General features: G+C 56.9%; 28 protein-coding genes. 22 read left to right on the top strand and 6 right to left on the bottom strand.

Features of this window, described 5'->3' with window-relative positions; genetic code table 11:
* Window positions 1-123 precede the first annotated feature (123 nt).
* Window positions 124-696, top strand: a complete 573-nt coding sequence (locus BUC04_RS07935) for a helix-turn-helix transcriptional regulator (RefSeq protein ID WP_067656175.1) — start codon at window positions 124-126, stop codon at window positions 694-696.
* Window positions 697-749: 53 nt separating this feature from the next.
* Here the strand turns inward: BUC04_RS07935 and BUC04_RS07930 are convergent, their stop codons facing one another.
* Both BUC04_RS07930 and BUC04_RS07925 read right to left on the bottom strand, forming a co-directional pair.
* Window positions 750-1073: a hypothetical protein gene (locus tag BUC04_RS07930; RefSeq protein ID WP_067656177.1), complete on the bottom strand. Its 324-nt coding sequence runs from the start codon at window positions 1071-1073 to the stop codon at window positions 750-752.
* A gap of 16 nt (window positions 1074-1089) precedes the next feature.
* On the bottom strand, window positions 1090-1767 hold the full coding sequence (locus BUC04_RS07925) for a hypothetical protein (RefSeq protein WP_067656179.1): 678 nt from the start codon (window positions 1765-1767) through the stop codon (window positions 1090-1092).
* Between the two features lie 240 nt (window positions 1768-2007).
* Between BUC04_RS07925 and BUC04_RS07920 the strand changes: the two genes are divergently transcribed.
* The 3 genes from BUC04_RS07920 (at window position 2008) to BUC04_RS07910 (ending at window position 6078) form a co-directional block, all read left to right on the top strand.
* Complete coding sequence (locus tag BUC04_RS07920; protein WP_067656182.1) at window positions 2008-3417, top strand: DNA cytosine methyltransferase; 1410 nt, start codon at window positions 2008-2010, stop codon at window positions 3415-3417.
* Window positions 3418-3679: 262 nt separating this feature from the next.
* Entirely contained in the window at window positions 3680-4678 is a 999-nt protein-coding gene (locus BUC04_RS07915) for a GSU2403 family nucleotidyltransferase fold protein (protein ID WP_067656185.1), read from the top strand.
* Between the two features lie 380 nt (window positions 4679-5058).
* Window positions 5059-6078, top strand: a complete 1020-nt coding sequence (locus BUC04_RS07910) for a nucleoid-associated protein (RefSeq protein ID WP_067656188.1) — start codon at window positions 5059-5061, stop codon at window positions 6076-6078.
* On the opposite strand, the gene BUC04_RS07905 is transcribed toward BUC04_RS07910, so the two are convergent.
* Complete coding sequence (locus BUC04_RS07905) at window positions 6075-6284, bottom strand: hypothetical protein (protein WP_159437674.1); 210 nt, start codon at window positions 6282-6284, stop codon at window positions 6075-6077. The two genes, BUC04_RS07910 and BUC04_RS07905, sit on opposite strands and share 4 nt — an antisense overlap.
* A 483-nt stretch (window positions 6285-6767) precedes the next feature.
* Here BUC04_RS07905 and BUC04_RS07900 point away from each other — a divergent pair, with 483 nt between their 5' ends.
* The 5 genes from BUC04_RS07900 to BUC04_RS07880 all read left to right on the top strand — a co-directional run bounded on the left by BUC04_RS07900 (window position 6768) and on the right by BUC04_RS07880 (window position 8765).
* Window positions 6768-7238 carry a hypothetical protein gene (locus BUC04_RS07900; protein ID WP_067656194.1) on the top strand — a complete coding sequence of 157 codons (471 nt, stop codon included), beginning with the start codon at window positions 6768-6770 and terminating at the stop codon, window positions 7236-7238.
* Window positions 7239-7290: 52 nt separating this feature from the next.
* Window positions 7291-7602: a hypothetical protein gene (locus tag BUC04_RS07895; RefSeq protein WP_067656197.1), complete on the top strand. Its 312-nt coding sequence runs from the start codon at window positions 7291-7293 to the stop codon at window positions 7600-7602.
* 67 nt (window positions 7603-7669) lie between these two features.
* Window positions 7670-8254, top strand: coding sequence for a hypothetical protein (locus tag BUC04_RS07890; protein WP_067656200.1), 585 nt, complete (start codon window positions 7670-7672; stop codon window positions 8252-8254).
* 64 nt (window positions 8255-8318) lie between these two features.
* A complete protein-coding gene (locus BUC04_RS07885) occupies window positions 8319-8531 on the top strand; it encodes a hypothetical protein (protein ID WP_067656203.1) in 213 nt (70 codons plus the stop codon).
* Between the two features lie 54 nt (window positions 8532-8585).
* Complete coding sequence (locus tag BUC04_RS07880) at window positions 8586-8765, top strand: hypothetical protein (protein WP_067656207.1); 180 nt, start codon at window positions 8586-8588, stop codon at window positions 8763-8765.
* A gap of 69 nt (window positions 8766-8834) precedes the next feature.
* Here the strand turns inward: BUC04_RS07880 and BUC04_RS07875 are convergent, their stop codons facing one another.
* A complete protein-coding gene (locus tag BUC04_RS07875) occupies window positions 8835-9359 on the bottom strand; it encodes a GNAT family protein (RefSeq protein WP_067656210.1) in 525 nt (174 codons plus the stop codon).
* Between the two features lie 167 nt (window positions 9360-9526).
* Between BUC04_RS07875 and BUC04_RS07870 the strand changes: the two genes are divergently transcribed.
* From BUC04_RS07870 to BUC04_RS07810, 13 genes are all read left to right on the top strand, one after another.
* On the top strand, window positions 9527-9898 hold the full coding sequence (locus BUC04_RS07870; RefSeq protein WP_073325752.1) for a hypothetical protein: 372 nt from the start codon (window positions 9527-9529) through the stop codon (window positions 9896-9898).
* 3 nt (window positions 9899-9901) lie between these two features.
* Window positions 9902-10207, top strand: coding sequence for a hypothetical protein (locus BUC04_RS07865; RefSeq protein WP_143165595.1), 306 nt, complete (start codon window positions 9902-9904; stop codon window positions 10205-10207).
* An 11-nt stretch (window positions 10208-10218) separates the two neighbouring features.
* Window positions 10219-10836 (top strand): hypothetical protein, encoded by a 618-nt coding sequence (locus BUC04_RS07860; protein WP_067656219.1) that lies wholly within the window; start codon window positions 10219-10221, stop codon window positions 10834-10836.
* 22 nt (window positions 10837-10858) lie between these two features.
* Entirely contained in the window at window positions 10859-11578 is a 720-nt protein-coding gene (locus BUC04_RS07855; protein ID WP_067656222.1) for a zinc ribbon domain-containing protein, read from the top strand.
* A gap of 59 nt (window positions 11579-11637) precedes the next feature.
* Entirely contained in the window at window positions 11638-12114 is a 477-nt protein-coding gene (locus tag BUC04_RS07850) for a hypothetical protein (RefSeq protein WP_067656225.1), read from the top strand.
* A gap of 140 nt (window positions 12115-12254) precedes the next feature.
* Window positions 12255-12650 (top strand): hypothetical protein, encoded by a 396-nt coding sequence (locus tag BUC04_RS07845; protein ID WP_067656228.1) that lies wholly within the window; start codon window positions 12255-12257, stop codon window positions 12648-12650.
* Between the two features lie 11 nt (window positions 12651-12661).
* Window positions 12662-13168, top strand: coding sequence for a hypothetical protein (locus tag BUC04_RS07840; protein WP_067656231.1), 507 nt, complete (start codon window positions 12662-12664; stop codon window positions 13166-13168).
* 100 nt (window positions 13169-13268) lie between these two features.
* Window positions 13269-13688, top strand: a complete 420-nt coding sequence (locus BUC04_RS07835) for a hypothetical protein (RefSeq protein ID WP_156479975.1) — start codon at window positions 13269-13271, stop codon at window positions 13686-13688.
* Between the two features lie 16 nt (window positions 13689-13704).
* The gene (locus tag BUC04_RS07830) at window positions 13705-14361 is read left to right on the top strand and encodes a hypothetical protein (RefSeq protein ID WP_067656237.1); all 657 of its coding nucleotides are present in this window, start codon (window positions 13705-13707) and stop codon (window positions 14359-14361) included.
* An 86-nt stretch (window positions 14362-14447) separates the two neighbouring features.
* Complete coding sequence (locus BUC04_RS07825; RefSeq protein WP_067656240.1) at window positions 14448-15281, top strand: hypothetical protein; 834 nt, start codon at window positions 14448-14450, stop codon at window positions 15279-15281.
* A complete protein-coding gene (locus BUC04_RS07820) occupies window positions 15229-15888 on the top strand; it encodes a hypothetical protein (RefSeq protein WP_067656243.1) in 660 nt (219 codons plus the stop codon). The genes BUC04_RS07825 and BUC04_RS07820 overlap by 53 nt, the downstream gene beginning before the upstream one ends.
* A 56-nt stretch (window positions 15889-15944) precedes the next feature.
* Window positions 15945-16211, top strand: coding sequence for a hypothetical protein (locus BUC04_RS07815; RefSeq protein WP_067656246.1), 267 nt, complete (start codon window positions 15945-15947; stop codon window positions 16209-16211).
* Between the two features lie 136 nt (window positions 16212-16347).
* Window positions 16348-17763, top strand: coding sequence for a GlyGly-CTERM sorting domain-containing protein (locus BUC04_RS07810; RefSeq protein ID WP_067656249.1), 1416 nt, complete (start codon window positions 16348-16350; stop codon window positions 17761-17763).
* Between the two features lie 28 nt (window positions 17764-17791).
* Here the strand turns inward: BUC04_RS07810 and BUC04_RS07805 are convergent, their stop codons facing one another.
* Both BUC04_RS07805 and BUC04_RS07795 read right to left on the bottom strand, forming a co-directional pair.
* Window positions 17792-19546, bottom strand: a complete 1755-nt coding sequence (locus BUC04_RS07805; RefSeq protein ID WP_073325750.1) for a type II secretion system protein — start codon at window positions 19544-19546, stop codon at window positions 17792-17794.
* Between the two features lie 1164 nt (window positions 19547-20710).
* Window positions 20711-21172, bottom strand: coding sequence for a hypothetical protein (locus BUC04_RS07795; RefSeq protein WP_067656258.1), 462 nt, complete (start codon window positions 21170-21172; stop codon window positions 20711-20713).
* Window positions 21173-21395 lie beyond the last annotated feature (223 nt).

Genomic DNA, 21395 nt, shown 5'->3' with positions numbered 1-21395 from the left:
CCGATACAAGCGTCACCGCTACCGCCCCCACCCAAACTCAACACTATGACTAAGATCATGATTAGCCGTGACATATTTCGCATCCTATTGTCACGCATTGAGGCTTTGAGATGGATTGAGCAGATGAGCAGTAGTGAAGCACCAGTCGACCCGCACCAGAAGATGACCAACCTGGAACAAAAGCACGCGGCGCTTGAACTTCGCGTTGATAAGGTGGAGGCAGAACACGCCCAGCTGAAAAAGGAATACGCCAAACTCCAGCGTCAGTTTGCCCAGATGAATGCCTACCTCAGAAAGCTCAGCCAGTCAGCCCACATGATCAACCCCGAGCACTACCAGCGCATCAACGAGCTGACCCCACTGCAAACGGCCATCTGCCTGCTGACCGTAACCGGAATGTCCAGTGCCGATATCAGCCGAAGGCTTGGGTGTGCCGAAGGCACGACGCGACAGACCCTGCGCCGCAAGTCCAAGGCCTGGCAGTGCGAAAACAGGACCGAGTTTGAAGAAGCCTTGCGTGAGCTGTTTGCCCGCTTTGACGACAAGCACTTTTTTGAAGCCACCGGCTACCCCAAAGACTGGGCACAGAAGTACGGCAATGTGCCGGTCAGCGAGGACCCCTATAGCTTCCTGTACAACACACAGGAAGGCACACCCAGCCAGAAAACAGAAACGGCGGCCGAAGCCACCGTTTAGCAGGAACCTGGTCACTGCCGGCTGGCGGCCTACCAGACTGCCCCGGCAACACCCTACGGCTTGCTGGGCTTTACCTGTCGGCCGTCGCGCCAACGGGAGTTGAACACCTCTTGCCGGACCAAATCACCCCACTCAGCGTGGATACGATTTGCGCTCACCTCAACACTGAACAAGCCCGATTGCATAGTGACCTCCAGCGCGGAACCATCCCGCAGAGGGGCGTACATGCTCACACTGCCGCCAAGATCGACAAAATTGAAGTTACTGGCGAACTTTTTCCCACCAACGTAAAGTCGTGCCCCAAACAACCAGTGATTGGTCACCGTCACCACCTCGGAGGAACTACCCGTCACTGCGAATTCCCAAGTCTTCTTCATGGCCCTAGGCCTCCTGTTACGCTAACGCCGGCTCTGCGCGGCTACTCTCTCCCACATCAAACCGACGCAGCCAGGTCTTCGCCTGCTTTGCCTCCTCCGGCCCGACAAACTTATCGTGCTGCCCAAGCAGCTCGGCACTGGCCGCCGCCAGCATCCGCTTACCCTCTACGCTGGGGACCACCTTGGCCCGGCACCGTGGCCGGATGCCCTCCAGATCCACCACCAACTCTTGCTCACCGGCCTGCTCAATCAGCTGCAGTGCATCGCCAACCCGGACCAGCTCACGGCCTTTACCGACGATACGGTGATTGGTGACGTTCTTGAGCTTGTCCGCCAGCGCCGGCAACACCACCTGCTCTACGTCCAGCAATACCCGATCACCAGAAACGCGAAAAGCCAAAAAGTGCCGATCAAGACGAGCCATGGCCCCGCCGGCGAACACCACTGAAGGCATCTGGTCGGCAATGTCGATGCACGACGCCAGAGAACGGGAGCAGGACGACGCTTTATGGGGCTCGATGGCCTCAGTCACATCCCGCAGGCAGAGTACCCGGTACACCGTCTCTACTTCGCCCACCACCGCCTGGGTTTGCTCCACCAGGTCCGGGTAGAGCCGCCGTACCGTGCCGGCATCCCATTTCTCAGGGTTAAACAGAAGGCGCGACAACAGCACCTTCGCATCATCAACACGCATAAATATCTCCCTCTACACCCATAGTAACCACAGTCAGCGGAAAAACGACAATACCCCTTCGACCAAAGGATCAGCTGGCGGATCGAACCAGCCCCAAACCGATCCCTGGCGATCCCCTGCCCACCCGGCAAAGTGGCATTGAAAAAAGTGCATTTTTCTCTCAATATCAAGGCGTTAAAAGTGGCAATCTTAAATATACTTTGGTATATTGAGGGTGTTGATTTGATAAGGGGAAACACCATGGATTGGGTTCGCAACAAGATTGAAAAAGGTCTGGAAGTAGCCACCAAAACGCTCAAGGTCCAGCGCATCCGCAAGGATGATCCGACCAAGCGTAAGCTGGTGATCAGCACCAACCTCATCCTGATGACCGGCATGCTGCCCGGCACCCACGTCCAGGTTGGCTCTCTGGGTACCGGCAAAGGCATGCGCATTGTCAGCTGCAGCGCCGACCAGCCCGGTGCCAAGCTGGTGCACCAGCGCGACTACACCCGCGCCAAGGGCATCGTGCACGAAGCGCTGTTCGACATCCGCAAGCAGGCCCTGTTGCAAGAAGCGCTGCTCAACGCCACACACGTTCGCGTGACCTTCCGCCGCAATGAGGTACTGATTGAGCCGGTGGAGCGCGAAGCCGCCACCCCCGCCAACCTCAACACCTTCGTGGCCTGCACCGGTGGCGTGGACGTTGCCTGCCTGGAGCAACACGGCTTTGAGGTCAGTGCCGTGCTGGAGTACCGCCCCCAGGAAGCGCGCGACAGCGTTGACAAGACCGAGACCGGCGCCATGTCCGCCCTGGCCAACGCCTCCAACCTCAAGTACCTGTTCAACGAGGACATCTACCACGCCGACATGCAGCGCATTGCTGAGCTGGTCAGCGAGAACATCGCCCACCTGCACCTGTCCCTGCAGTGCGATGACTTCTCTCCGCTCAAGAGCAAGAAGGAGCGTGAGCGTGCCGTTAACGAGCTGGCCACCACCATGGACATGGTGTTCCCGGCCATCGACCTGATCCGCAACATCGATGCCCCCACCCTGATGGTGGAGAACGTCGAAGGCTTCGGCTCCAGCCCGCTGGGCATTGCCTTCGCTACCCAGCTGCGCCGCATGGGTTACACCGTCTACCAGAATGTTTGCCTTGGCAAGGAGCAAGCCGGCCTGACTACCCGCAAGCGCTGGTATCTGGTGGCCACCAAGCTGGCGGCCCCGTTCCACTGGCCCGAGCAAGCCACCTCCGCCCTGCACGCTTGGAATGACGTGGTGGCCCCCCGCCTGCACCAGTGCAAGGACGTGACCGAGAACAGCTCCGTACAGAAGGCCATCGGCACCCCGCGCCTGCGTGTCATCGCGGAAGGTGACGCCACCTCCCCCACCCTGACCAAGAGCCAGGATCGCGGCACCAAGGATTCGGTCTACATCCAGACCGCTGACAACCGCATCTACAAGCCGAGCATGGAGATCCTGCGCCTGCTCCAGGGCATCCCCGCCAGCTTCACCACCGAGATGCTCACCAACGAGACCGCTACTGAGGTCATTGGCCAAAGCATCGACGTTCCCATGCATGGCCGCATTGTGGCAGCGCTGAAACGCCACATTGAAGCCGCGCAGGCCGCCTTGACCACCCCCCGCGCCCTCACCGCAGCGGCAGCCTAAGCCCCCGCCCCGGGCCTCACAGGTCCGGGGCCTTTACACCAACCCACCGCCAGCTGCACCATTCAGCAAACGGATCACCGTATTCTCAAGATCCACCGATCGTGCTCCGCACCTACAAACCCCCGCCCCGAGGCATAAGGATCACCCACACTTTGTAAGTTGTGCTAATCTGATATAAGCAACTGAAAATACAACGTTTATACACGAATGCCCAAAGTTCTGTCCAAAATGTGTATAAACTCAAAAGAAACAGGAGCTTATTGTGTATTTGCCATTAAACGAAGAGCAGGCGAAAACCCGTGTAGATGCCCTGCAGCTTTTTGAGCAGTACCAGGCCCACCTATTGAGAAAGCCATCCGTGGCTGGGTCGATGCACTGGCGTAAGTCCGGCGGTCATGAGTACCTGTACCGGGCGGTTTCTGGCAGGGTCGCAAAATCCCTTGGCCGAAGGAGCGCGAAGACCGAGGCACTTAAAGAGCAGTTTGAGGAAGGTAAGGCCAATTGGGACAGCCGCAAAGAATCACTTGAGGACACCCTGAAAACACATGCCGCCTATGTTCGCGCCAACGGGCTCAACCGCCTCCCTGTTACTGCAGCGAGGGTTTTAAGGGCGCTACAGAAGCACGACATCCCATATCGCGTGATTGGCACCAACGCACTTTACGCCTACGAGTCCCGCGCTGGCGCCCTAATGGATGGACCCCTGCTAGCCACAGGCGATCTGGACGTGCTCTTTGATGCCAGGCAATCACTGCAGGTGATCTCCAAGGCCCCTCAAAATCGACTCCTGAACATCTTGCAGCAAGCCGATAAGACTTTTGTAAAACGAACGAGCGGACGATATGAGTTCTCCGCCTCAGCGGACAGCGGCTATCAAGTGGACTTTGTCACTCAGGGACAGGTCAATGAGATGCTACCCACCGAGTTTGAGCGCCAACTCGACTCTGATGACCTGATCCCTGTACGAAGCGCAACACTAAAATGGGTGATCGCCTCGCCACGGTTTACAGCCACTGCATTTGACGGGCGCGGCATGCCCGTGACCATGCACACGATCGACCCCCGCGCGTTCGTCCTACACAAGCTCTATGTGAGCAAGCAACCAGACAGAAGCCCAGAGAAGAAGATCCGTGACAAAGCACAAGCGAGCGCAATGGCCAACCTGCTGGCGGAACAGATGCCAGACCTACCCGGTGGCCGGGCCATACGCAAAGCCTTCCCAGCAGCACAGTCACAACAGCTTGATGAGCTGGACCTCTAACCACCCCCGTAACACCTCGAGCTATGCCGTCCCCGCCAGCCCAGCACTTTGCCAAAGCCAGAACATAGGCTCCCTGGAGACTGAACAGGATTGACGCACGCCATGGCGGCCCTATACTCCCAAACTGCGAGCTACCGGAAACGCGGGCATTAGCCCCCACCGGTAGACACACGAAAGACAGAGAAGCCCGGCTAACCCCGGGCTTTTTTGTGCCTGGCCTCCGCCACGTGAACAGCAGAGCTGCATCAAGGCCCTTCCACACCGCCAGCAGCGATAACCCCAAATACCCCCCGGAAACACCGCCAGCGGCTCCCTATTGCCAAGTTTTACCCGTGGGTTAGGATGACCCCGTTGATCCCCTTCAAAGGACTGATGTAGCGATGAAAACCCATAACGCCGTGATCCACACACTGAACCAAGAACCGGACGGCCAGATCACTTGCAGGCTCAAAACCCAAACCCTGCCCAAGGACGATACCACCGAGGCGTTGTGCCTCCAGGTGGCCCAAATCCTTCACAGCAAGCCCCGTAAGGCCTACGGCATGCTGACCGCCGAGGAAGACGTAAATCCCTTCCTGCAGACGTTTCAGGCGTGGCTGGCGGACGATGTGCAGTTCCTAGAGATGAGCTTTGATGTTGGCAAACGTGCGAGCTTAGAGCTGGCCAAGTATGACCTGGTGCGGGGCGGCTACCTGCTGGTCAGCCACTTCACCATGATGACCACCGAGTACCTGCTGATCGCCATTCTCAGCCCCAAGGCCACCTTGAGCGTCAACCAGGAATTGGACGTGATGGACACAGAGTCGCTGGACCTGAGCAACATCCAGATCGCCTGCACTATCAACCTAAACGAATACCGGGCCAATCCCGGCTCAAATAAATACACCCTGTTCCTGAAAGGCCGTACCGGGCTCAAGGCCACCCACTTCTTCCAGGACTTCATTGGTGCGGTACCGGCCATCGACGCCAAAGCCAGCTCCAAGCAGCTGGTGAGCAGCGTCAACGAGTACCTAAGCACACAGGGTCTGGACCGGGACGAGAAACAGGAAAGCCGCAGGGCGGTGCTGGATTACTGCAGTCAGCAGATCAAGATTGGTGACGACATCACCCTAGAAGGGATTGGCGATGAGCTGGCGGATCGGGGCCTCGATGGCTTCATCAGCTTCGCTAAAGGGCATGATGATACCCTCGACGGTGGCTTCCCGGGCGACAAGGCCACCTTGAATGAATTGCGCACCTTCAAGGGCAGTGGCGGCGGCGTTACCTTGAGCTTTGATGCCAAGCACCTGGGAGAGCGTGTGCGCTGGGACCCGCTACGGGACACCCTGACCATCCAGGGCGTGCCGCCGAACTTGCTCGATCAGCTGCAGCGCTTGGCCAGCAACGGTACCAACGCCTAACCCTCGTGCTTTGGCCCAGGCACCGCAGTCTGGGCCACCTGGCACGACTTCGGCCAGACCACCTCGGCTTCACCCCAGGACTCACGCACGCTAGCCACCTGCTCCCGCAGGTACTCCTTCGCCCCGGCCTCGCAGGGTACCGAGTCACGACAGTACACGGCATTGATCTGCCCACTGGCCCGGCCCATCTGCACTGACTGCGACATCACGTTGGTTTCCTCGTATTTGCCCATCCGGCCACAGGCCACGCAGCGAAAATACAAAGGATGATCAGGAAAAGACTTTGAGGTGAACTTCATTGTGCGTCCCAACAGGCTGGCTACCGTAATTGCGGCCCATGTTGGCCCAATCCGGCTTTGAATGCCACCCTCAGGCGTGCGCCAGGCCACAAACTGTCCAGCCACCTCCCCAGGTTTACCGGGACCGGTCAACACCGGCCCAGTTTACCGCCAGGGGTCAACTTTCCTGATCCAATCTCTATGCCTTCATAAGCGTCACTCCACTTTCTCAACCAGTATCCCTATATTACCAATCAATGCCTGCCGCATCAATATATTTATGTATATTAAAGTATGCTTGAAAGTGCCGTATTATCGCCTTTTGGTCTAAGCGCTATGGTATATATTTATTGTGCTCAAGGTATATTTTGATATACTGGGGTTGTTGAGTTGAGACAAGGAGTGAGAGACATGGATACCCCCGTTATTGCAGTGCTGTTTTTTGACAAGGACAAAGCACTCATTGGCTGCGTGAGTTACCGGCCCATGCTGGACAAGATGCTGAACATCAAAGCCTGCGGCGAATGCCTTGAGGCACAGATGGGCAATGCCCCTGAGGGTACCGCCATCATCCAGTTCAAGTTCGGCACCTGCTCTACCATGATGTACCTGACGGAAGGTTTTGAGGTTGTCGCAAAGCACGTTTCCCGCTTTTACCAAAACCGAGTCCGTGATTACCTGGAAGATGAGCTGTTTGCCCTCTGGAATCAGGCAGAAGCGGCAGGCAATTCCGAACAGGCTAAGGAAGCGCTGGCCGGGATCATGGATAAAGCCACCTACGATGCCAACGGGATGGGCAACCACCACCACCAGATCCGCTACCTGGTGGCCCAGGGCTGGGACGGGATCTTGCGCAGCCACCTGGAAACCCTCACCCAGTAAACCCAAAGGGCCGGGACACCGGCCCTACCCCCCACCAAACCAAGGACGGATTATGCGAATCACACTGCGTATCTCAGACGAGCAACTGGCCGCCATGGGCTACACCGCCCAACAGGGCGAACAATCCCCGACTGGCCTCTGCCAAAGCATCAAGGCCGCTGTAGAGAAGACGAAAAAATTCCCCCAGGTGACAGTCGGGCTTTGGCGCGACCCTGGCAAGGCCATCCTGCTCTGCGAAACTGAACAAGCCGGTGACATGCAGTTCTTCGATGATGCTGACGAGGTTGCGGAAACGGTTTTGTATGCGCTTGACGAAGCGAAGATCGATTTTAAGGTAAGGGTAGTTGGCGTCCGGTGTCATTAGCGAAAACCCCTACCAAACCCAGGGCCGGTCCACCGGCCCTACTCTAGCGAACACGGAGCCATTCGCCATGGAAGCACGCACCGCCAAGATTGCAGTCAACATTAAGGCCACCTACCAAGGACTGCTTACCCCGGAAAACCCGACCCGGTACCTGGTGGACCCGTCAGAGGCCAAGGCCATTCATGTCGCCCTGCTTGCCCTTGCCAAGAGCCGCTTTAAGGTTTCGTTTTCGTTCTGGGACACCAGCAAAACCCGGATCTGCATTCACCAGGACCCGTTGCCTGCCCCCTGCCCCATCGATGATGTTGTGCGATTCCTGCCAGAACACGCCGAGGAACTGCAGCAATTGCTGGCGGATACCCCGGTGAAACCGGAGCACAAGCAAGTTCTGGCAGAGATGTTCGACCACAGCTGCACCTCCCAGCCAGCGCCCCAGCCTGGCGCATGGCAGAGCGTGATGCTGCAGGGCAAACAGGTTCGGAGTGACGGCGATTATTACGCCATCGGCGATCCGGAAACTGGTCAGGCAACGATCCGGTTTGGTGATGAGCGCATTGATATCGACTGGCTCGCCCCACCAACGGATGAAGATAAAGCAGCGGTGGTAGCTTCTACGGACTACTCCCACTATGCGGGAATGGAACCAGAATAACCCCTTACCCTCACGTTGCCGGGCCACAGGCAGGCGCGGCGCTTACAGACAAGGAAGACAGGCTATGAACAAGCAAACACCCGCACCGGCCCAAGAGACTCCAGCCAAGTACAACCACGCTTTCGATTTCGGTTTTGAAGTCGAATCTGAGAACCAGCAGGCGACAGATGTCACTGGCGACATGCTCAGAGCAGCACTGATCAAGAGAATCGAAGGACTCACCGATAAGCAACTGCTCGCTTGCTGCGAATGCTTTGACACGCACGAAGTCAAATAACCCACCAAGCCCGGCATAGCCCGACCCGGCACAGACTGACAAGGAAGCCCAGCTATGAGCAAACGCAAACTGCAATGCACCAACCGTGACTGCGAAGGCACGGAAAGCCCGTCATTCTCGGTAAATCTAACCGTAGACGAGAACGGTCAAGTGGCCGAGAACCCGGACAAGATTGCAGCAGACCAATTCACCTGTAATTACTGCGAGAGCGCCGCCACAACCGCCCAGGACTAACCACGCTCAAGGCACCGGAACGCAAAAGCCTGGGACACCCCAGGCTTTTTCTGTTTGGCTCGACGCACCCTAGCGGCTTAACTCAAGCTCCCGGCGCTGCACCGGGCGGCGCATAGGAATGCCGTCCTCATAACTGCTATCATTCGGCTCCCAGTCCAAATCCACCACAAAGCCATGGCGCTGGTACCAACCGACCAGGCGCTTACATTCCTCCGCACCCCAGCCCTTACCCAGCTTAGGAGAAGCGGTTAAACTCATCTCGATCCGGTGCTTATCACACAGACCACAAAGAGTCTCAAGCAATTCGGTACCGACCCCACGCCCCTTGCGGTCCTCACCCTCCCGCTCATTAAGGCGAATGGATTTTAGCCACAATTGGCCTTGGCTAAAGCCCAGCTCAACTACATCAGCCTCTACACCCACGGCAAACCTTTGCACCCCCTCGCAGGACTCGAACCTTGGGAACCTGTCCCGCGTGATTGCCTCATTCCTGTAATGCAGGTCAAGCAAGCGGTTAAAGTCCCAAAAGCCATGATCAGCCAGGTCATTGAGTACCCTGAGATACCTTTCCTGGGCTATCTTGTTCGCATCCACTAGCCACACTCCAAATTCATCACCGACCCTTTAATTTTACCACCTGGCGCTGGCGGCACGGGCAAGCCGCAAAAGGCCCAAAAAACCACCCGCAAAGCCATGTTTTTGCTTGCTCCGATTAATATACTTTAGTATATTTAAAGGGTTGAGAAATGGAGGCGAAAACCATGCTTACCAAGCACTGCAAAACCACGCTGCGCTATCGCTTTAACCCCATCGAGGGCCAGCGTATCCCGAAAGCCGATGAGTTCCTGCCGCGTAACGGCGATCCCCAGCAACGCAACTGCATTGATCGCATGTTTGGCACCTACATCACGTTCAGCCAGAAAGTGTTGACCCCCTGGAAGAAGGACGAGCGCACCCGTCGCACCTACCTGTCGCTCAAAGGCACCCGCCGTAGCGCCGCCGTTATCGACAAGGTGATCAAAGAGTTTGTGAAGCTGAACAACGTCGATGAATATTGGGCGCATATCCAGATGTCGAACGATTCCTTTGAATTCCTCTATCGCGTTAAGACCCCAGAGCAGGCCCAGGGTTAAGCAATGGAGCGAATGAAGCTGGCGCTGCTGCATTGGCTGTATACGGTGGCGCTGGCCCGAGCCAGGGAGCTTGAGGCCCACACACGCTTCAAACTGGCCCAGGCGCGGAAGGAGAACGCCCAAGCGGTGCTGGCGGAGCAGGAGCTTGAACACCTAAGGGTGCAGCACCAGCAATTGCTCAGCCAGATCCAGAAAACCAAGGCGGAAACCCGCCAAGCGGATGCCCAGACCATCTGGACCATCTTTAAAATGTTCGTGTCAGCCCTCGCCCTGGTCAAAGGGTTGAAAGAGCTGCAGCAACTTCTGTAAGGAAACACGCTATGTCACTTTTGCCCCGTTACCGCTGCCCCATGTGCGGCTCAACCAAGATCGCAGTGGAAACCACCAAGCTGATGCTGATTGAGCAGAATGGCGACCATGCTACCCTGACACCAGCCGTTAACGCGGTGGACAGCGAAAACCCCCAGTACAGCGGAAACAGCCCCGCCGCTTGCCAGGACTGCGCAAGAAATGGAACCAGAACACGCGGCACCCTAGAGGGCTTCGACACCCACCTCAACGGCCCCCTGACAGACGAAGAGTGCGAATTTCTGGCGAAGGAAGGGATTGTCGTGGCCTGGGAAGACGGTGAACTGGTAAAGCTGAACGTCACTGCCAGCCAGGCGCGAGAAGCCATGGCCAAGGCCAAGGCCGGACGCCCCATCTACGTCAAGATGATTGAGCACCTGCGTCAGCACAACAGTGAACAGTTTGATCAGTTCGTTAGCCAACCGCTGGTGTTTGAAGTGACGTTGCGAGTATCGAGCGACGGCGGCGTGATTTGCCCCGACTCCCTTTGCGAGAACCTACAGGCCGAGATCTCCAAATTGCAGGAGGCTAACGCCCTCACTGTCAGCGGGATCACCATCAATGAAGCCGAAGTGACTTCACGCGGCTAAGCCCCTACCCAGGAGAAAGACCATGGATACCGAATCCTACGGCTCACAATGCCCCTGCTGCAGCAACCCGGTGCTGGTGAAGCAAAACACCGGCTCAACAACCCTGCTTCGTTACGACGCCTGTCCCTGGTGTGGCTTTATCCACTACGAGCACAGCGACAGCCCGGACGTTCCCAGCCAAGGCCAGCGCCTGCATATGTGGAACCAGATTATGGAGCACCACAGCGCCCCGAACATGGACCAGCTTCGCCTGCAGTACGTTGTGATGAGACTGGACCAGGAGATCGCCCTGACCTTCGACTATCGCGCCCTGGACCCGACCGAACTGGCCGCGATGTGCGTATTACCTCAAGAGCCTGGCGGTGCCGTTGTCCAGCCAAGCTCGCCCATGACCGTGCTGGCCGATGCCAATCACCGAGAGATTGTTAAAGTGCTGGCGGAACTGCTCCAAACAGCCAACGACCTGGCCACAAAAGCCACCATGACCGGCTCACCTAACCGAGCCACAGGTGCAGCGACTAACTTGCTGTCAGCCTTGGGTGAAGCGGCACAGGCCGTAACAGCGCTTACGCCACTGGACACCAAAAGCCCGATCACCATTGAAACCGACAAGGAGTGTCCTGAGTGTGGTAGCCCCGACACTGACCATGACGGCGATGAACGCACCACCCTGGAAATGGAGTGTCTGGATTGCGGCCACCGCTGGGAACTGAACCGGATCATCATTCCCAATATCAAGTAACCCACCAGGGCGGCTCATTGAGTTGCCCTACCCTTCCAACTAGCAAGGAACCCAAAGCTATGATCACCATCAAAGCAGCACCAGAGATGACCGCTTTCGCAGAAACCATCACGCAATTATTCTGCACCCAAAAGCCAGACTCTGGTCCCTCAAACGACCCAACCCCCGCCGCTGTCCAGAAGGACTTGCAAGCCACGACCCACATGCTTCAGGCGCTCAGTAAAATCGAAGACTCACCCAATGAACCTGTAGCCCAGACTATTTGCGATGCTATGTGCAACCTGTTCCACTATTACCACCACCAGAGTGGGTTAGGCACTGAATACGATCTAAGCAAGTCGAACCAAAATCGCGCCCGTTGGTTCAAAGAGTCCATGGAGGCACTGGTTTCAGAGATCAAACCAGAAGATGAACCCATCCACCACTATGCACGCCAATGTGGCCAACTGGCCCGATACCTTGGGCAGAACAACAAAGCACTCATCCGAGCCGCTTTCGCGGACTTCGTTCAAGAAGTAACGCAACCTGACGGTTAACCGCATAGGCCAAGAAAGCCATGATGCCCCAGGGGCATCATGGCTTTCGCCTCAAGACACACTCCACACCAACAAAAACTTGAACCTTTTAATATACTTTTATATACTGATGGTGTTGAGTTGATTGATGGAGTGAGGCAATGGAAATGCTTTCCAAGCTGGCGGCCCGAGCCAGCAAGACCTTGGCACTGGCCCTGATCGCCACGGCGACAGTAGCACCCGCCCAGGCTCAAGACCTGTCCGACCGCATCCTAGCCCAGAGCCGCTACGAGCGCTCCACCGGCACCCCGTCGCTGAGCAAAGCCATCTTCTTTGGCGACACCCACCACGTCATCTTCGGCATCGTTGAGGGCGGCACCACCTGTCATATCAGCCTGCGTGACAGTGTGAACGGCCATAGCCGATTCATTTCTACTAGCCACCCCAAGACCAACCGGGTCCGCGACTTCCGCGACTGCATCCCCGAAGCGGAGTTGGTGGCCTTTGTCACCAACCACGTAGAGCGCTACCTGACCCCCCATATCAACCACCTGTAAGGACACAGACCATGAGCGATCACGATTGCAACGTAACCCTGACCCTGCTCAAGACCTGCCTCACCGCACTGAATGCAGCGCTACAGAGTGCAGGCAACGATATCGACCTCGACCAGGAATACCGGACCTACCCCTTCGGCGGTAACGTGACCAGCAACGACGGCGCAGCTGTAGAGATCGAGTTTGAAGGCATCAAGTACGGCGCGTTAGGCATCGAGAGCACGCTGGCGGCGCTGAACCTGCCTTTTGAGAAGCATTGCGGCCCCAGTGGCGACGGTGAAGCCTATAACGACACCCAGTGGCTGCAGGTAGTGGGTGGCAGCATCCAGGTCAAAAACCAGCACCACCCGGTTTTGGATTCGTCTGAAACGGCAGTACCCCTGGCCACCATCCAGGAGGCACTGAAAAGCAAGAACCCGCTGGCGGCGGTACAAGACCTGGTGAAAGCCCACGAACTGATGGACTGGGAAGAACAAGACGCCCTGTACCACCAGATGCTTTACCCGGCCCAAGCTTAGCCCCAACGTACCGGCGAGGGACACCATGAAGGTTTATCACGGCACACAGGAACACTTCGGGGGCTGGCGGCCCGATGGCGGCCACTCCGACCACCCGGCCATGATGTTCTTTACGGCTAGCCCCAACGTCGCTCGCCGGTACGGCAACGTCATCATCGAGGCGGAGATCGACACAAGCGGGTTCCGCACCGACCGGCCAATGACCCCGATCATGTGGCTAAGCAGCACATTCGACCCCGACGAGTTAACGTCCAAAGGAACCGGCTTTGTCATTAGCACGGACCCCAAGGGCTTTGACTGGCCAGCGGATACCCTCGCCATTTGGTCCGACTGCATTGACAGCTACCGCGCAGTCCCACCCGAGGAACTGGCGGAGTTGGACGACGGCCTGCCCTACCGCTACCCGGCCAGCAAAGACGACCGGGGATGGCTGCTTTACGTCAACGACCTGTACGACGGCGATGAACAGGCCTGGCTCAAGGAGTGCGCTGAGGTTCAGGCACTTAACTCTCAACCATAAAGACCAAGGAACGATCATGGCGAAGACACTAACACCCACCCGGCTGGCGGCAGCTGTAGCCCTGTCACCCATGCCAGAGGACCGCAAAAGCGCCCTGCTGGCCATGCTGAACAACACGACCCAATTCGTTGGCCAGCAACTGGCAGAGTTCGAGGCAAGTAACGGCGTGCTGCTGCGCAATGACCCGCAAACGGATGTCGGCATTCCCTGCGCCAAGTTCATCTGCACCACCCCCAGTGCAGCCCCCGAGTACATCGGCAACTTTGACCCGGCCAACCCCTGGAACGACGCCGCCGACGACCAATGGTTGCGCAAGCTGCAAGACAAGGCCCAAACCCCTGCCCCCACGGCAGCAGACAAGCCAAGCTACGTGACCTCATCCCGGACCCCCTTCGTGCAGATTTACGCGCCAAAGTGGTACAAGAACGAAGGCTTCTTAGCGGCCCTCAATAACCCCGGCAACGGCCTTGCACGCTGCCATACGCCCGGCCCCAAGCCAAACGAGGGCAGCGATGTGTACGTCAAGGTAGACGGCTCCCTTAACGGAGATGGCGATGCCAGTGACATCCTCCCCACCCCCATCTGGCAGGCCATCATCGAAGCGTGCCGCGCCCAATACCCGGCTGGCGCACCAGGGCAGGAGATTCTGGTGCAGATCTTCAATACGGAATAAACGCGCTGGCGGGTGGAAAAGACTTGACCCCTCGATATATGAAAGTATATATTGAGGGTGTTGAGTTTGAAGTGAAAGGACACACTATGTACACCGTCATCACTGGGTCTGCCCACGGGAAGAACCACATCACCTTCGCCCAAGGCGACCACAAGTTCGCCCTGGCCGTGCTGGCCAATGAGCTTAAGTGCCAGGTGGAGGAAGTTACCGTCCACGACAGCTTTGTCACCCACCTGGAGCTCTGGATTTGCCCTGAGCACACCCAGATCAGCTACAGTCGTCGGTTTGACCGCTCGCTCAGCCACACAGCTCGACAGACCGCCATCACCCTGGGGTTCACCCACTCCGAGAAGCGCTATGTCGAGTACACCGGTGGTCAGCCCATCACCCACTGCGTTGGCGAGAACGTGAGCGCCAATAACGCCGCTAGCGACAGCGCGAAAGAGTACACCCCCGAGACCGGCAGCTACCAAGTGCTGGCGGTCATCTTCCTTGACGGCCCCATTCTCCCGGAACTGAGCGCCGACGCAGAAAACGCCACCCTCAAAAAACTGGTGCAGATCGTCAAACAGCACTGCGTTGCTGCGACAGAGTTCAGTTACGAAGTAAAGCCACTCTGCCCCACTGAGGCACTGACCTCATTCCTGACCGACGTGACCAAAGCGTATCTCGCCGAGTACCACAGCGGTAAAAACGATGCTGGCGCCAAGCGAGGCAAGACCGTCACTGAGGCATGGACCAAGTACCGCCAGGAACAGGGCTTAGACTTTGGAAACGTCGGCGATAGCCAGCACGACCTGTTCATTCAGGCCAAAGTGCTGGCCCAGACCTGCAGCATGGACTTTGACCAAATGGAATACGAAGCCTATGAATCCGCCACTGGCGGCAAAGCAGAGCCCACAGCCGCCAACATCCATTAAGCCACTGGCCAGCATCGGCACCGGGCCGGTGCTGGCGGACACGGAGAGCGACATGAACAAGAACGTAAATTGCCTTGAAGGCATGGAATGCCCTAAGTGTGGACACGCAGGCCCATTCAAGCTCGTAGTGACCGCCCAATACGAGGTGCTGATGAGCGACGATGGTAGCGACGGCCACCCCACTGACACCTATTGGGACAACGACAGCTCCTGCCGCTGCATGGAGTGTGATTTTGACGGCAAAGCTGGCCAGTTTCAGATGGACACCCAGGAGTTCAAAGTGGCCAAGACCCAGAGCAAGCTGATCACAGCGATGGGGATTGCTGAGAATGGGCTTTCGGTCCTGCTGGAAACCTCGCTGAAAGACGACATTGATAGCCTGGTTCGCGCCCACAAGAACCAACCCGAAACCGCCCACCTGGTGGCAGACTACGACAATTGGGGCAGCCCCGATGACGTACCGGAAGAACTGGCTGATGAGCTGAGCAAAGAGACCACCGGCAGTTACCAGTCATTCAGCTCGATTGACACGCTGCGCACTGGCCTGGAAGCTGCCACCCTCGACAAGGAAACCGGCGAACTGGTTGTGCGCCTGCCCCTGGAATAACCCTCAGCGCCGGGTGGCCACCACAGCGGCCCGGCCCAACCAAAGGAACAGCGATCATGGAAGAACTGATCATCAAAGGACTGGCTCTCGGTGCTCTGGCGCAACTTCTGGTCATGGCTACCTACCAGAACAGCCGCTTTACCGCTGCTGGCACCGTACTGAGCCTGCTGGTGCTTGCCCTGGCCACCGGCCAGTGCACCACGATTGAAGCCCTGGTGACTGCTGGCGGCATGGTATGCGGCACCATCACTTGCGAACAGGTTTCAAGAATCGCACGGCAGCTATGGGCCAGCGAAAACCACCAAGACGCCAGCCCAGGCTAGGCTGCTGGCGGATTGTGACAGATTTAAGTGTACGAATTCACTAGAGATTTGTGCAAATTAGCGGCAATTGACTATGGACTTTGCAATATACATTGGTATATTATTGTTCATACAGTAATCAGCAAGGATGCCCGAAATGAAAAAGACCCTGATTCTCGCAGCCACCCTCTTTGCCGCACAGGCCTTTGCCGTTACCGACGGTGGCCCGGTCGCCGAGGGCGAAGGCTCTAACTTCGTGATGTGGACTGCCGAAGGGCAATACTGCACCGCGACCCTGCTCAATCCCTACGTGAGCATCACTGCCAACCACTGCGGTGAGCCTACAGTGCTGTATGGGGACAAGGAGGTGCACTACTTCAACCTCGACACACCCTACACCGAAGTCGTTAACGGGTCAGAAGGCCGATCCAGCTACACATCTGTAGCCAAACACGATCCCCTGCGAGCAAAAGACTTTAACCCAATCAAGTTCGACGACACCCCTCCCGAAGCGGGTCACGAGTTCAAGTACCTCGGTTACGGCGGAACTCCAGGCCATCTTTCAAAGCTTGAAGGAACCGTGAGCAATTACCAAAACATGCTTGCTGCTGGTTGTGACCCGGATTTTTCCGCCCCCGACTGCTTTGACGGCTTACTAGAAAACGAGCTGGGCACACAGAGTCCCGTTTGGCTCACCTTCATCACACCCACCCTAGGATGGACAACAGGCGGCGATAGTGGATCGACACTCATCAGTAACGATGGACGCATTTTCGGATTGATGGTAGGTGGCGGCAACGAGCCTGTAGGCGTTAGCTTCTACGGCGATGTGACTAAAGAATACTTCCTCATTGAGGTAGACGGCCTCGCTTACCCCGGTCTGGCCCTCCCGGGCGCGGCTATCGAGATTCAGAACCTGAGTCTTGAGACCATCCCCCTCAACCTCACTGGTGCTGGCACGTGCCCAGATACACTAGAACCCGCTGACGTTTGCACAATGATCATGCCTGCAGATTTTTCCGAGTGGAAGATCTCGAATCAGTCGCATGAGCTTTACGACTACACCGTATACAACGCGCAACCCAAAGCTCGTGGCGTATTCAACTTCGGTGAGGCACAGGTTCAGATTGAGCATGATATGACCGGTTTTGAGGTTGTTGTTCTGCGCACCGAGGGCAGTGAGACCGAAGAAACCCTAAACATCAACGTGAGCGGTGCTGGAGTCACTACAGCTACGAATTCAGTTGCATTTAAGGTGGGGCAAACCGAGGCAGTATTCACATTAAGCGTCACAGCAGCAGAAACCGCTCAGACGGCCTTTGTTGAAATCAGCTCTGACAATGGCACAGTTGGTGAAGTCGGGATGCTCACCATCAACATCGAAGCAATTCCCACTGAGGAGGGCACTGATGGCGAAGATACCAACGAAGGTAACGAGGGCAACGAAGAGGAAGAAACCGAAGAGAACAAGCCCACAGAACCCACCGCCCCTGAAAAGAAAGGTTCTAGCGGCGGCTCCATGGGACTCCTCAGCCTCCTTGCTCTATTGCTACTGCGCAGAACCCGCCAATAAACAAAAGCAGGCCGAAAGGCCTGCTTTTTTATCGACACTTCATTACATATACCACCGACTGAGGCAATGAGGTCGTGTCCCGAACCCAATCGCTCCCGTTGTGCCTGTAAAGCCTAATTTGTAGCACATTGGATGAATTGTTCTGCAAATATGGGAATACAGAATAGGTCTCTGGTAGCGCCACCACCGGAATAGCGAAGGCATCCCTTGTGCCAGGGCCGTTGGGACACACATTTGTCGGAAACTCAAGATCACGGTCTGTTACTGTCAACCCCATGTTCCAGATCAGACCATCATGCAAATTCAGCCGATCTGCTAATGACGCTGACGTGGCAGACCCACCCCCAACATACATGTTCTCCAACACCTCAATACCACTGCCACTGGCAGAACTGAGCCTATCCACATTCACCGCGCCAGCTTCTAACGTCCAAGCATGCAATCGGTTAATCGCCGAAATACCATCCCAGTCAATCTTTCGCTGGTACTGAGTACCACCAGTCCACACCGTGCCACCAGATGCATCAATGACCTCATCAGCGTAAACACGGAACGCATCCACGTCCCCCGAAACCAGCACATCACGGCCCACATCAAGATCCCGCCCCACGGTCGCATCACGGCCCACATCCAGGTCATTGGCCAGGGTCATGCTGTCGTTAATCGTAACGTCATCAAACTCAGCATCCGGTGAGTAGATCCTGTCTGCATCGACAAAGCTAGCCTCAACCGAACCCAGGTAAGCATCAGCCACCCTGCCAGTCGTACCATTACTGGAGATCAGGTTAAACTGACCACTACCAGCAACAACATTGTCTACCGCCAGGGTGGCGTTGGGCGTGGTAAACACCATGTTCCCCCGGGCCTCTACGTTACCCGCCAGGGTAGTTTGGCCAGTGAGGGTAATATCCGGGGCTGAAATGCCTACGCTGGTAGCAGCCATTGCCTGAACCTGATCAGCCATCATCACCAGATTTGAATCTGCCGCACTACCAATCGTGAGCAACCCACTCTCGAAATCATTGATCGCACTCAGCCCCTTAATCGCCGGATTAAACCCAGCAGCCGTTTGGAACACGATGTCTGAATTCATGGTGTTGGAGCCATCCGTGCGCAACCAGATATCGAAGGAGGCGCTGGCAATCTCCATAATCACCGCGCCAGAGGCTGAGACACCGTTAACGGAGCCTGAGCACATATGGGTAGGGTCATAGGCAATGCCAGGGATACAGTAAACGATGGCGGCATCGGTCAGAGCACCGTGAGATGAGTCCATACCCCCCATGAAATCGACACCGCTGGCGGCCAGGGCAGCCAAACCGGCGAGATCACCACGACTACGGCCATTGACTACGAAGCCGGTGCCAGGCGCCCCGTCTTTGTCCATCAAGACAGTATGAAGCAGCACCCTGGTGGTGAATGAAGTACCTGCCTTAACAATCTCCGTCTCCCAGCGCAGGCCACCAAAGCGCACCTCATTAGGGACGTACTGGCTCAGATACTGGACCGTAGCACCACCACCATCCATGTAGCTCTCTGCCTTGAGCCAGTCGATACCTGAGTAGGTATGCGTACCCACGGCAATGCCCGTACCCTCATTGGACAGGTACTTCCTGAGCGATTGGCTGTACTGGTAGAGATGAGAACCGACACGCCGCGCCTGAGCCTGATCTTCTTCAAGCCGCTTTGCGTTGAGCGTTCCCACAGCCCAAATGGACGCCAGGGCAAACACCAACATCATCTCCAGCAGCGTAAAACCACGCTGCCACCTTATCCTTCGCATAATAACCCCGGCCTAAACGGTAGTTTCCACACCCCATTTTAAACGGTCCCACTCGCTGTGTTGCGAAATAACACCGATCACCACAACACCACCCTCGCCACCACCAGGTTGACGAGACCCAGGGCAGGCGTTAAGGTGACGAAGTTAACAGAATGGAAAAAGCGATGAAAAATAGTACACATAGACGGTTTAGTAACCGCAAAAGAAAAGTGAACCAGCGTCGAAGAAGCCTGGACAACCTAGCGCACAGCACAAAAAAAGTGAATGAATTCGATGCTTTAACGCAAGAAAAGCTTGCATCCTGACTGCTGATATATTATTGTATATTTAAGGGTGAGGAGTTGGAGAGGGAACATGATACTGACCAAGGCAACGGACCGACGGCAAGCCTGACGAGGCACGATGCCTGACCCCCCAGAGGCGCAACGGGGGAGGCGTAAAGCCGGCCAAGGGGGCCGCCCTGGGCCCGGCACAGGGACCCGAAGCCAAGGCCGCCTGGGCCAGAGACCAGGGAAACCTATCGTCGCAGCGCGGGGGCAACCAGGCGGGTAAGCCGCCCCGGCCTCAGGCCAGCAACTTAACGGCACAAAAGTGTTGACCGACGCAGTGGTATACGATAGTATATTACTGTAGTGAAGCGAGCGCAGCAAGGGAACCCAGGGCCCCGGCCGCATCATCTGGGCAGTCACCGCCCCCAGGCTGTGGAGCATCGCTGTCTGCAACAATAGAGGCAACGGACTCGCCCCGGTAAGCGGCCTCAGAGCGCAGGCGGTAAGATGCCCAAGGGAGCGTGTAGGCAAGCTCAGCGCCCAAGCTCTTGCCATCAGCGTCTAGGGCAACAAAGACAGCCGGGCCTGACGATACGCCATCAGATCCAGCCTCAACCTCGACGGTCCTCTGAGCTTCCAACTCCACCTGCTGCAAGCGATCTACCAGCCTGGCCTCGATGGAGCGCAAACAGGCTATGGTCTCCAGCACATCCATAGGATCGGCGCCTGCCACATCTCCCAGCAGGTCTAACACCTGGCTTTCGAAACCGCTAACGTCCTTCATGCCGTCACATGCTCCATACTCTGGCCACCACAGCAAACCTCAAGGCGACCCAAATAATTAATAACTAAGCCAGTTTGCCCGACGAGTGTTACAACCACAACCGTAAACTGACTAATGAAGCATCAGTACGACCCCATCAGCACCAGCATCCTCAAACAGCAGGCCGGAGACCCTGGAATGCACTGCAGGAAAGCCCCTACCGTAATCGACCAATACCGCCTCGCCCAACTGCACCTGCACACGGCGCCATGGGCCAAAGGACTCAGCCAGAAACCGAGCATCCGGATCCTTCAGTGCCGGCATTCGCTGCCCCGGTGCCAGCACAAAGCTTACCCGCTCAACCGGGCTCTGTTCGCCACCTGGCCCCGTGACCGGCAGAGCCAGGCCAATATCGCACCCAGTGGCCTGAAGACGCTCCGATAGCGCATGAATAACCGACAAGGTGGCAGCAGAGAACCCCACCACCTCACCCAGTCGAACCAACTCAATTAAAGCCGGCAGCATCAGAGACTCATCCTGAGCCCGAATGCCGAGAAACCAGCGCCTCAGATTGAAGACGATATCTGCAAACATAACCCCACCATCACTAACCAAATACATGCCCGAAGCCGCGCAAGGCACACCCATAGCCTTACCTGAGTTGCCAGTAACATCAAGCACCCATCCCAGGTCACCGTCACCGCACCCGCTCGCCCAGGACAGCACCAGCCCAGCATCCTAGGCCTCCGTCACCGCACCCGCTTGCCCAGATGGGCACCAGCCCCAACACCCCAGGCCACCGTCACCGCACCCGCTC

Source organism: Ferrimonas marina (assembly GCF_900129905.1).
Classification (GTDB): domain Bacteria; phylum Pseudomonadota; class Gammaproteobacteria; order Enterobacterales; family Shewanellaceae; genus Ferrimonas; species Ferrimonas marina.
Note: the sequence above shows the minus strand (reverse complement) of the source record. Positions and strands in the feature narration are given on the sequence as shown.

Coding starts and splice junctions, on each gene's coding strand:
- BUC04_RS07935 (WP_067656175.1), top strand. CDS start 124: ATGAGCAGTAGTGAAGCACCAGTCGACCCGCACCAGAAGATGACCAAC.
- BUC04_RS07930 (WP_067656177.1), bottom strand. CDS start 1,073: ATGAAGAAGACTTGGGAATTCGCAGTGACGGGTAGTTCCTCCGAGGTG.
- BUC04_RS07925 (WP_067656179.1), bottom strand. CDS start 1,767: ATGCGTGTTGATGATGCGAAGGTGCTGTTGTCGCGCCTTCTGTTTAAC.
- BUC04_RS07920 (WP_067656182.1), top strand. CDS start 2,008: ATGGATTGGGTTCGCAACAAGATTGAAAAAGGTCTGGAAGTAGCCACC.
- BUC04_RS07910 (WP_067656188.1), top strand. CDS start 5,059: ATGAAAACCCATAACGCCGTGATCCACACACTGAACCAAGAACCGGAC.
- BUC04_RS07905 (WP_159437674.1), bottom strand. CDS start 6,284: ATGTCGCAGTCAGTGCAGATGGGCCGGGCCAGTGGGCAGATCAATGCC.
- BUC04_RS07900 (WP_067656194.1), top strand. CDS start 6,768: ATGGATACCCCCGTTATTGCAGTGCTGTTTTTTGACAAGGACAAAGCA.
- BUC04_RS07895 (WP_067656197.1), top strand. CDS start 7,291: ATGCGAATCACACTGCGTATCTCAGACGAGCAACTGGCCGCCATGGGC.
- BUC04_RS07890 (WP_067656200.1), top strand. CDS start 7,670: ATGGAAGCACGCACCGCCAAGATTGCAGTCAACATTAAGGCCACCTAC.
- BUC04_RS07885 (WP_067656203.1), top strand. CDS start 8,319: ATGAACAAGCAAACACCCGCACCGGCCCAAGAGACTCCAGCCAAGTAC.
- BUC04_RS07880 (WP_067656207.1), top strand. CDS start 8,586: ATGAGCAAACGCAAACTGCAATGCACCAACCGTGACTGCGAAGGCACG.
- BUC04_RS07870 (WP_073325752.1), top strand. CDS start 9,527: ATGCTTACCAAGCACTGCAAAACCACGCTGCGCTATCGCTTTAACCCC.
- BUC04_RS07865 (WP_143165595.1), top strand. CDS start 9,902: ATGGAGCGAATGAAGCTGGCGCTGCTGCATTGGCTGTATACGGTGGCG.
- BUC04_RS07860 (WP_067656219.1), top strand. CDS start 10,219: ATGTCACTTTTGCCCCGTTACCGCTGCCCCATGTGCGGCTCAACCAAG.
- BUC04_RS07855 (WP_067656222.1), top strand. CDS start 10,859: ATGGATACCGAATCCTACGGCTCACAATGCCCCTGCTGCAGCAACCCG.
- BUC04_RS07850 (WP_067656225.1), top strand. CDS start 11,638: ATGATCACCATCAAAGCAGCACCAGAGATGACCGCTTTCGCAGAAACC.
- BUC04_RS07845 (WP_067656228.1), top strand. CDS start 12,255: ATGGAAATGCTTTCCAAGCTGGCGGCCCGAGCCAGCAAGACCTTGGCA.
- BUC04_RS07840 (WP_067656231.1), top strand. CDS start 12,662: ATGAGCGATCACGATTGCAACGTAACCCTGACCCTGCTCAAGACCTGC.
- BUC04_RS07835 (WP_156479975.1), top strand. CDS start 13,269: ATGATGTTCTTTACGGCTAGCCCCAACGTCGCTCGCCGGTACGGCAAC.
- BUC04_RS07830 (WP_067656237.1), top strand. CDS start 13,705: ATGGCGAAGACACTAACACCCACCCGGCTGGCGGCAGCTGTAGCCCTG.
- BUC04_RS07825 (WP_067656240.1), top strand. CDS start 14,448: ATGTACACCGTCATCACTGGGTCTGCCCACGGGAAGAACCACATCACC.
- BUC04_RS07820 (WP_067656243.1), top strand. CDS start 15,229: ATGAATCCGCCACTGGCGGCAAAGCAGAGCCCACAGCCGCCAACATCC.
- BUC04_RS07815 (WP_067656246.1), top strand. CDS start 15,945: ATGGAAGAACTGATCATCAAAGGACTGGCTCTCGGTGCTCTGGCGCAA.
- BUC04_RS07810 (WP_067656249.1), top strand. CDS start 16,348: ATGAAAAAGACCCTGATTCTCGCAGCCACCCTCTTTGCCGCACAGGCC.
- BUC04_RS07805 (WP_073325750.1), bottom strand. CDS start 19,546: ATGCGAAGGATAAGGTGGCAGCGTGGTTTTACGCTGCTGGAGATGATG.
- BUC04_RS07795 (WP_067656258.1), bottom strand. CDS start 21,172: ATGTTTGCAGATATCGTCTTCAATCTGAGGCGCTGGTTTCTCGGCATT.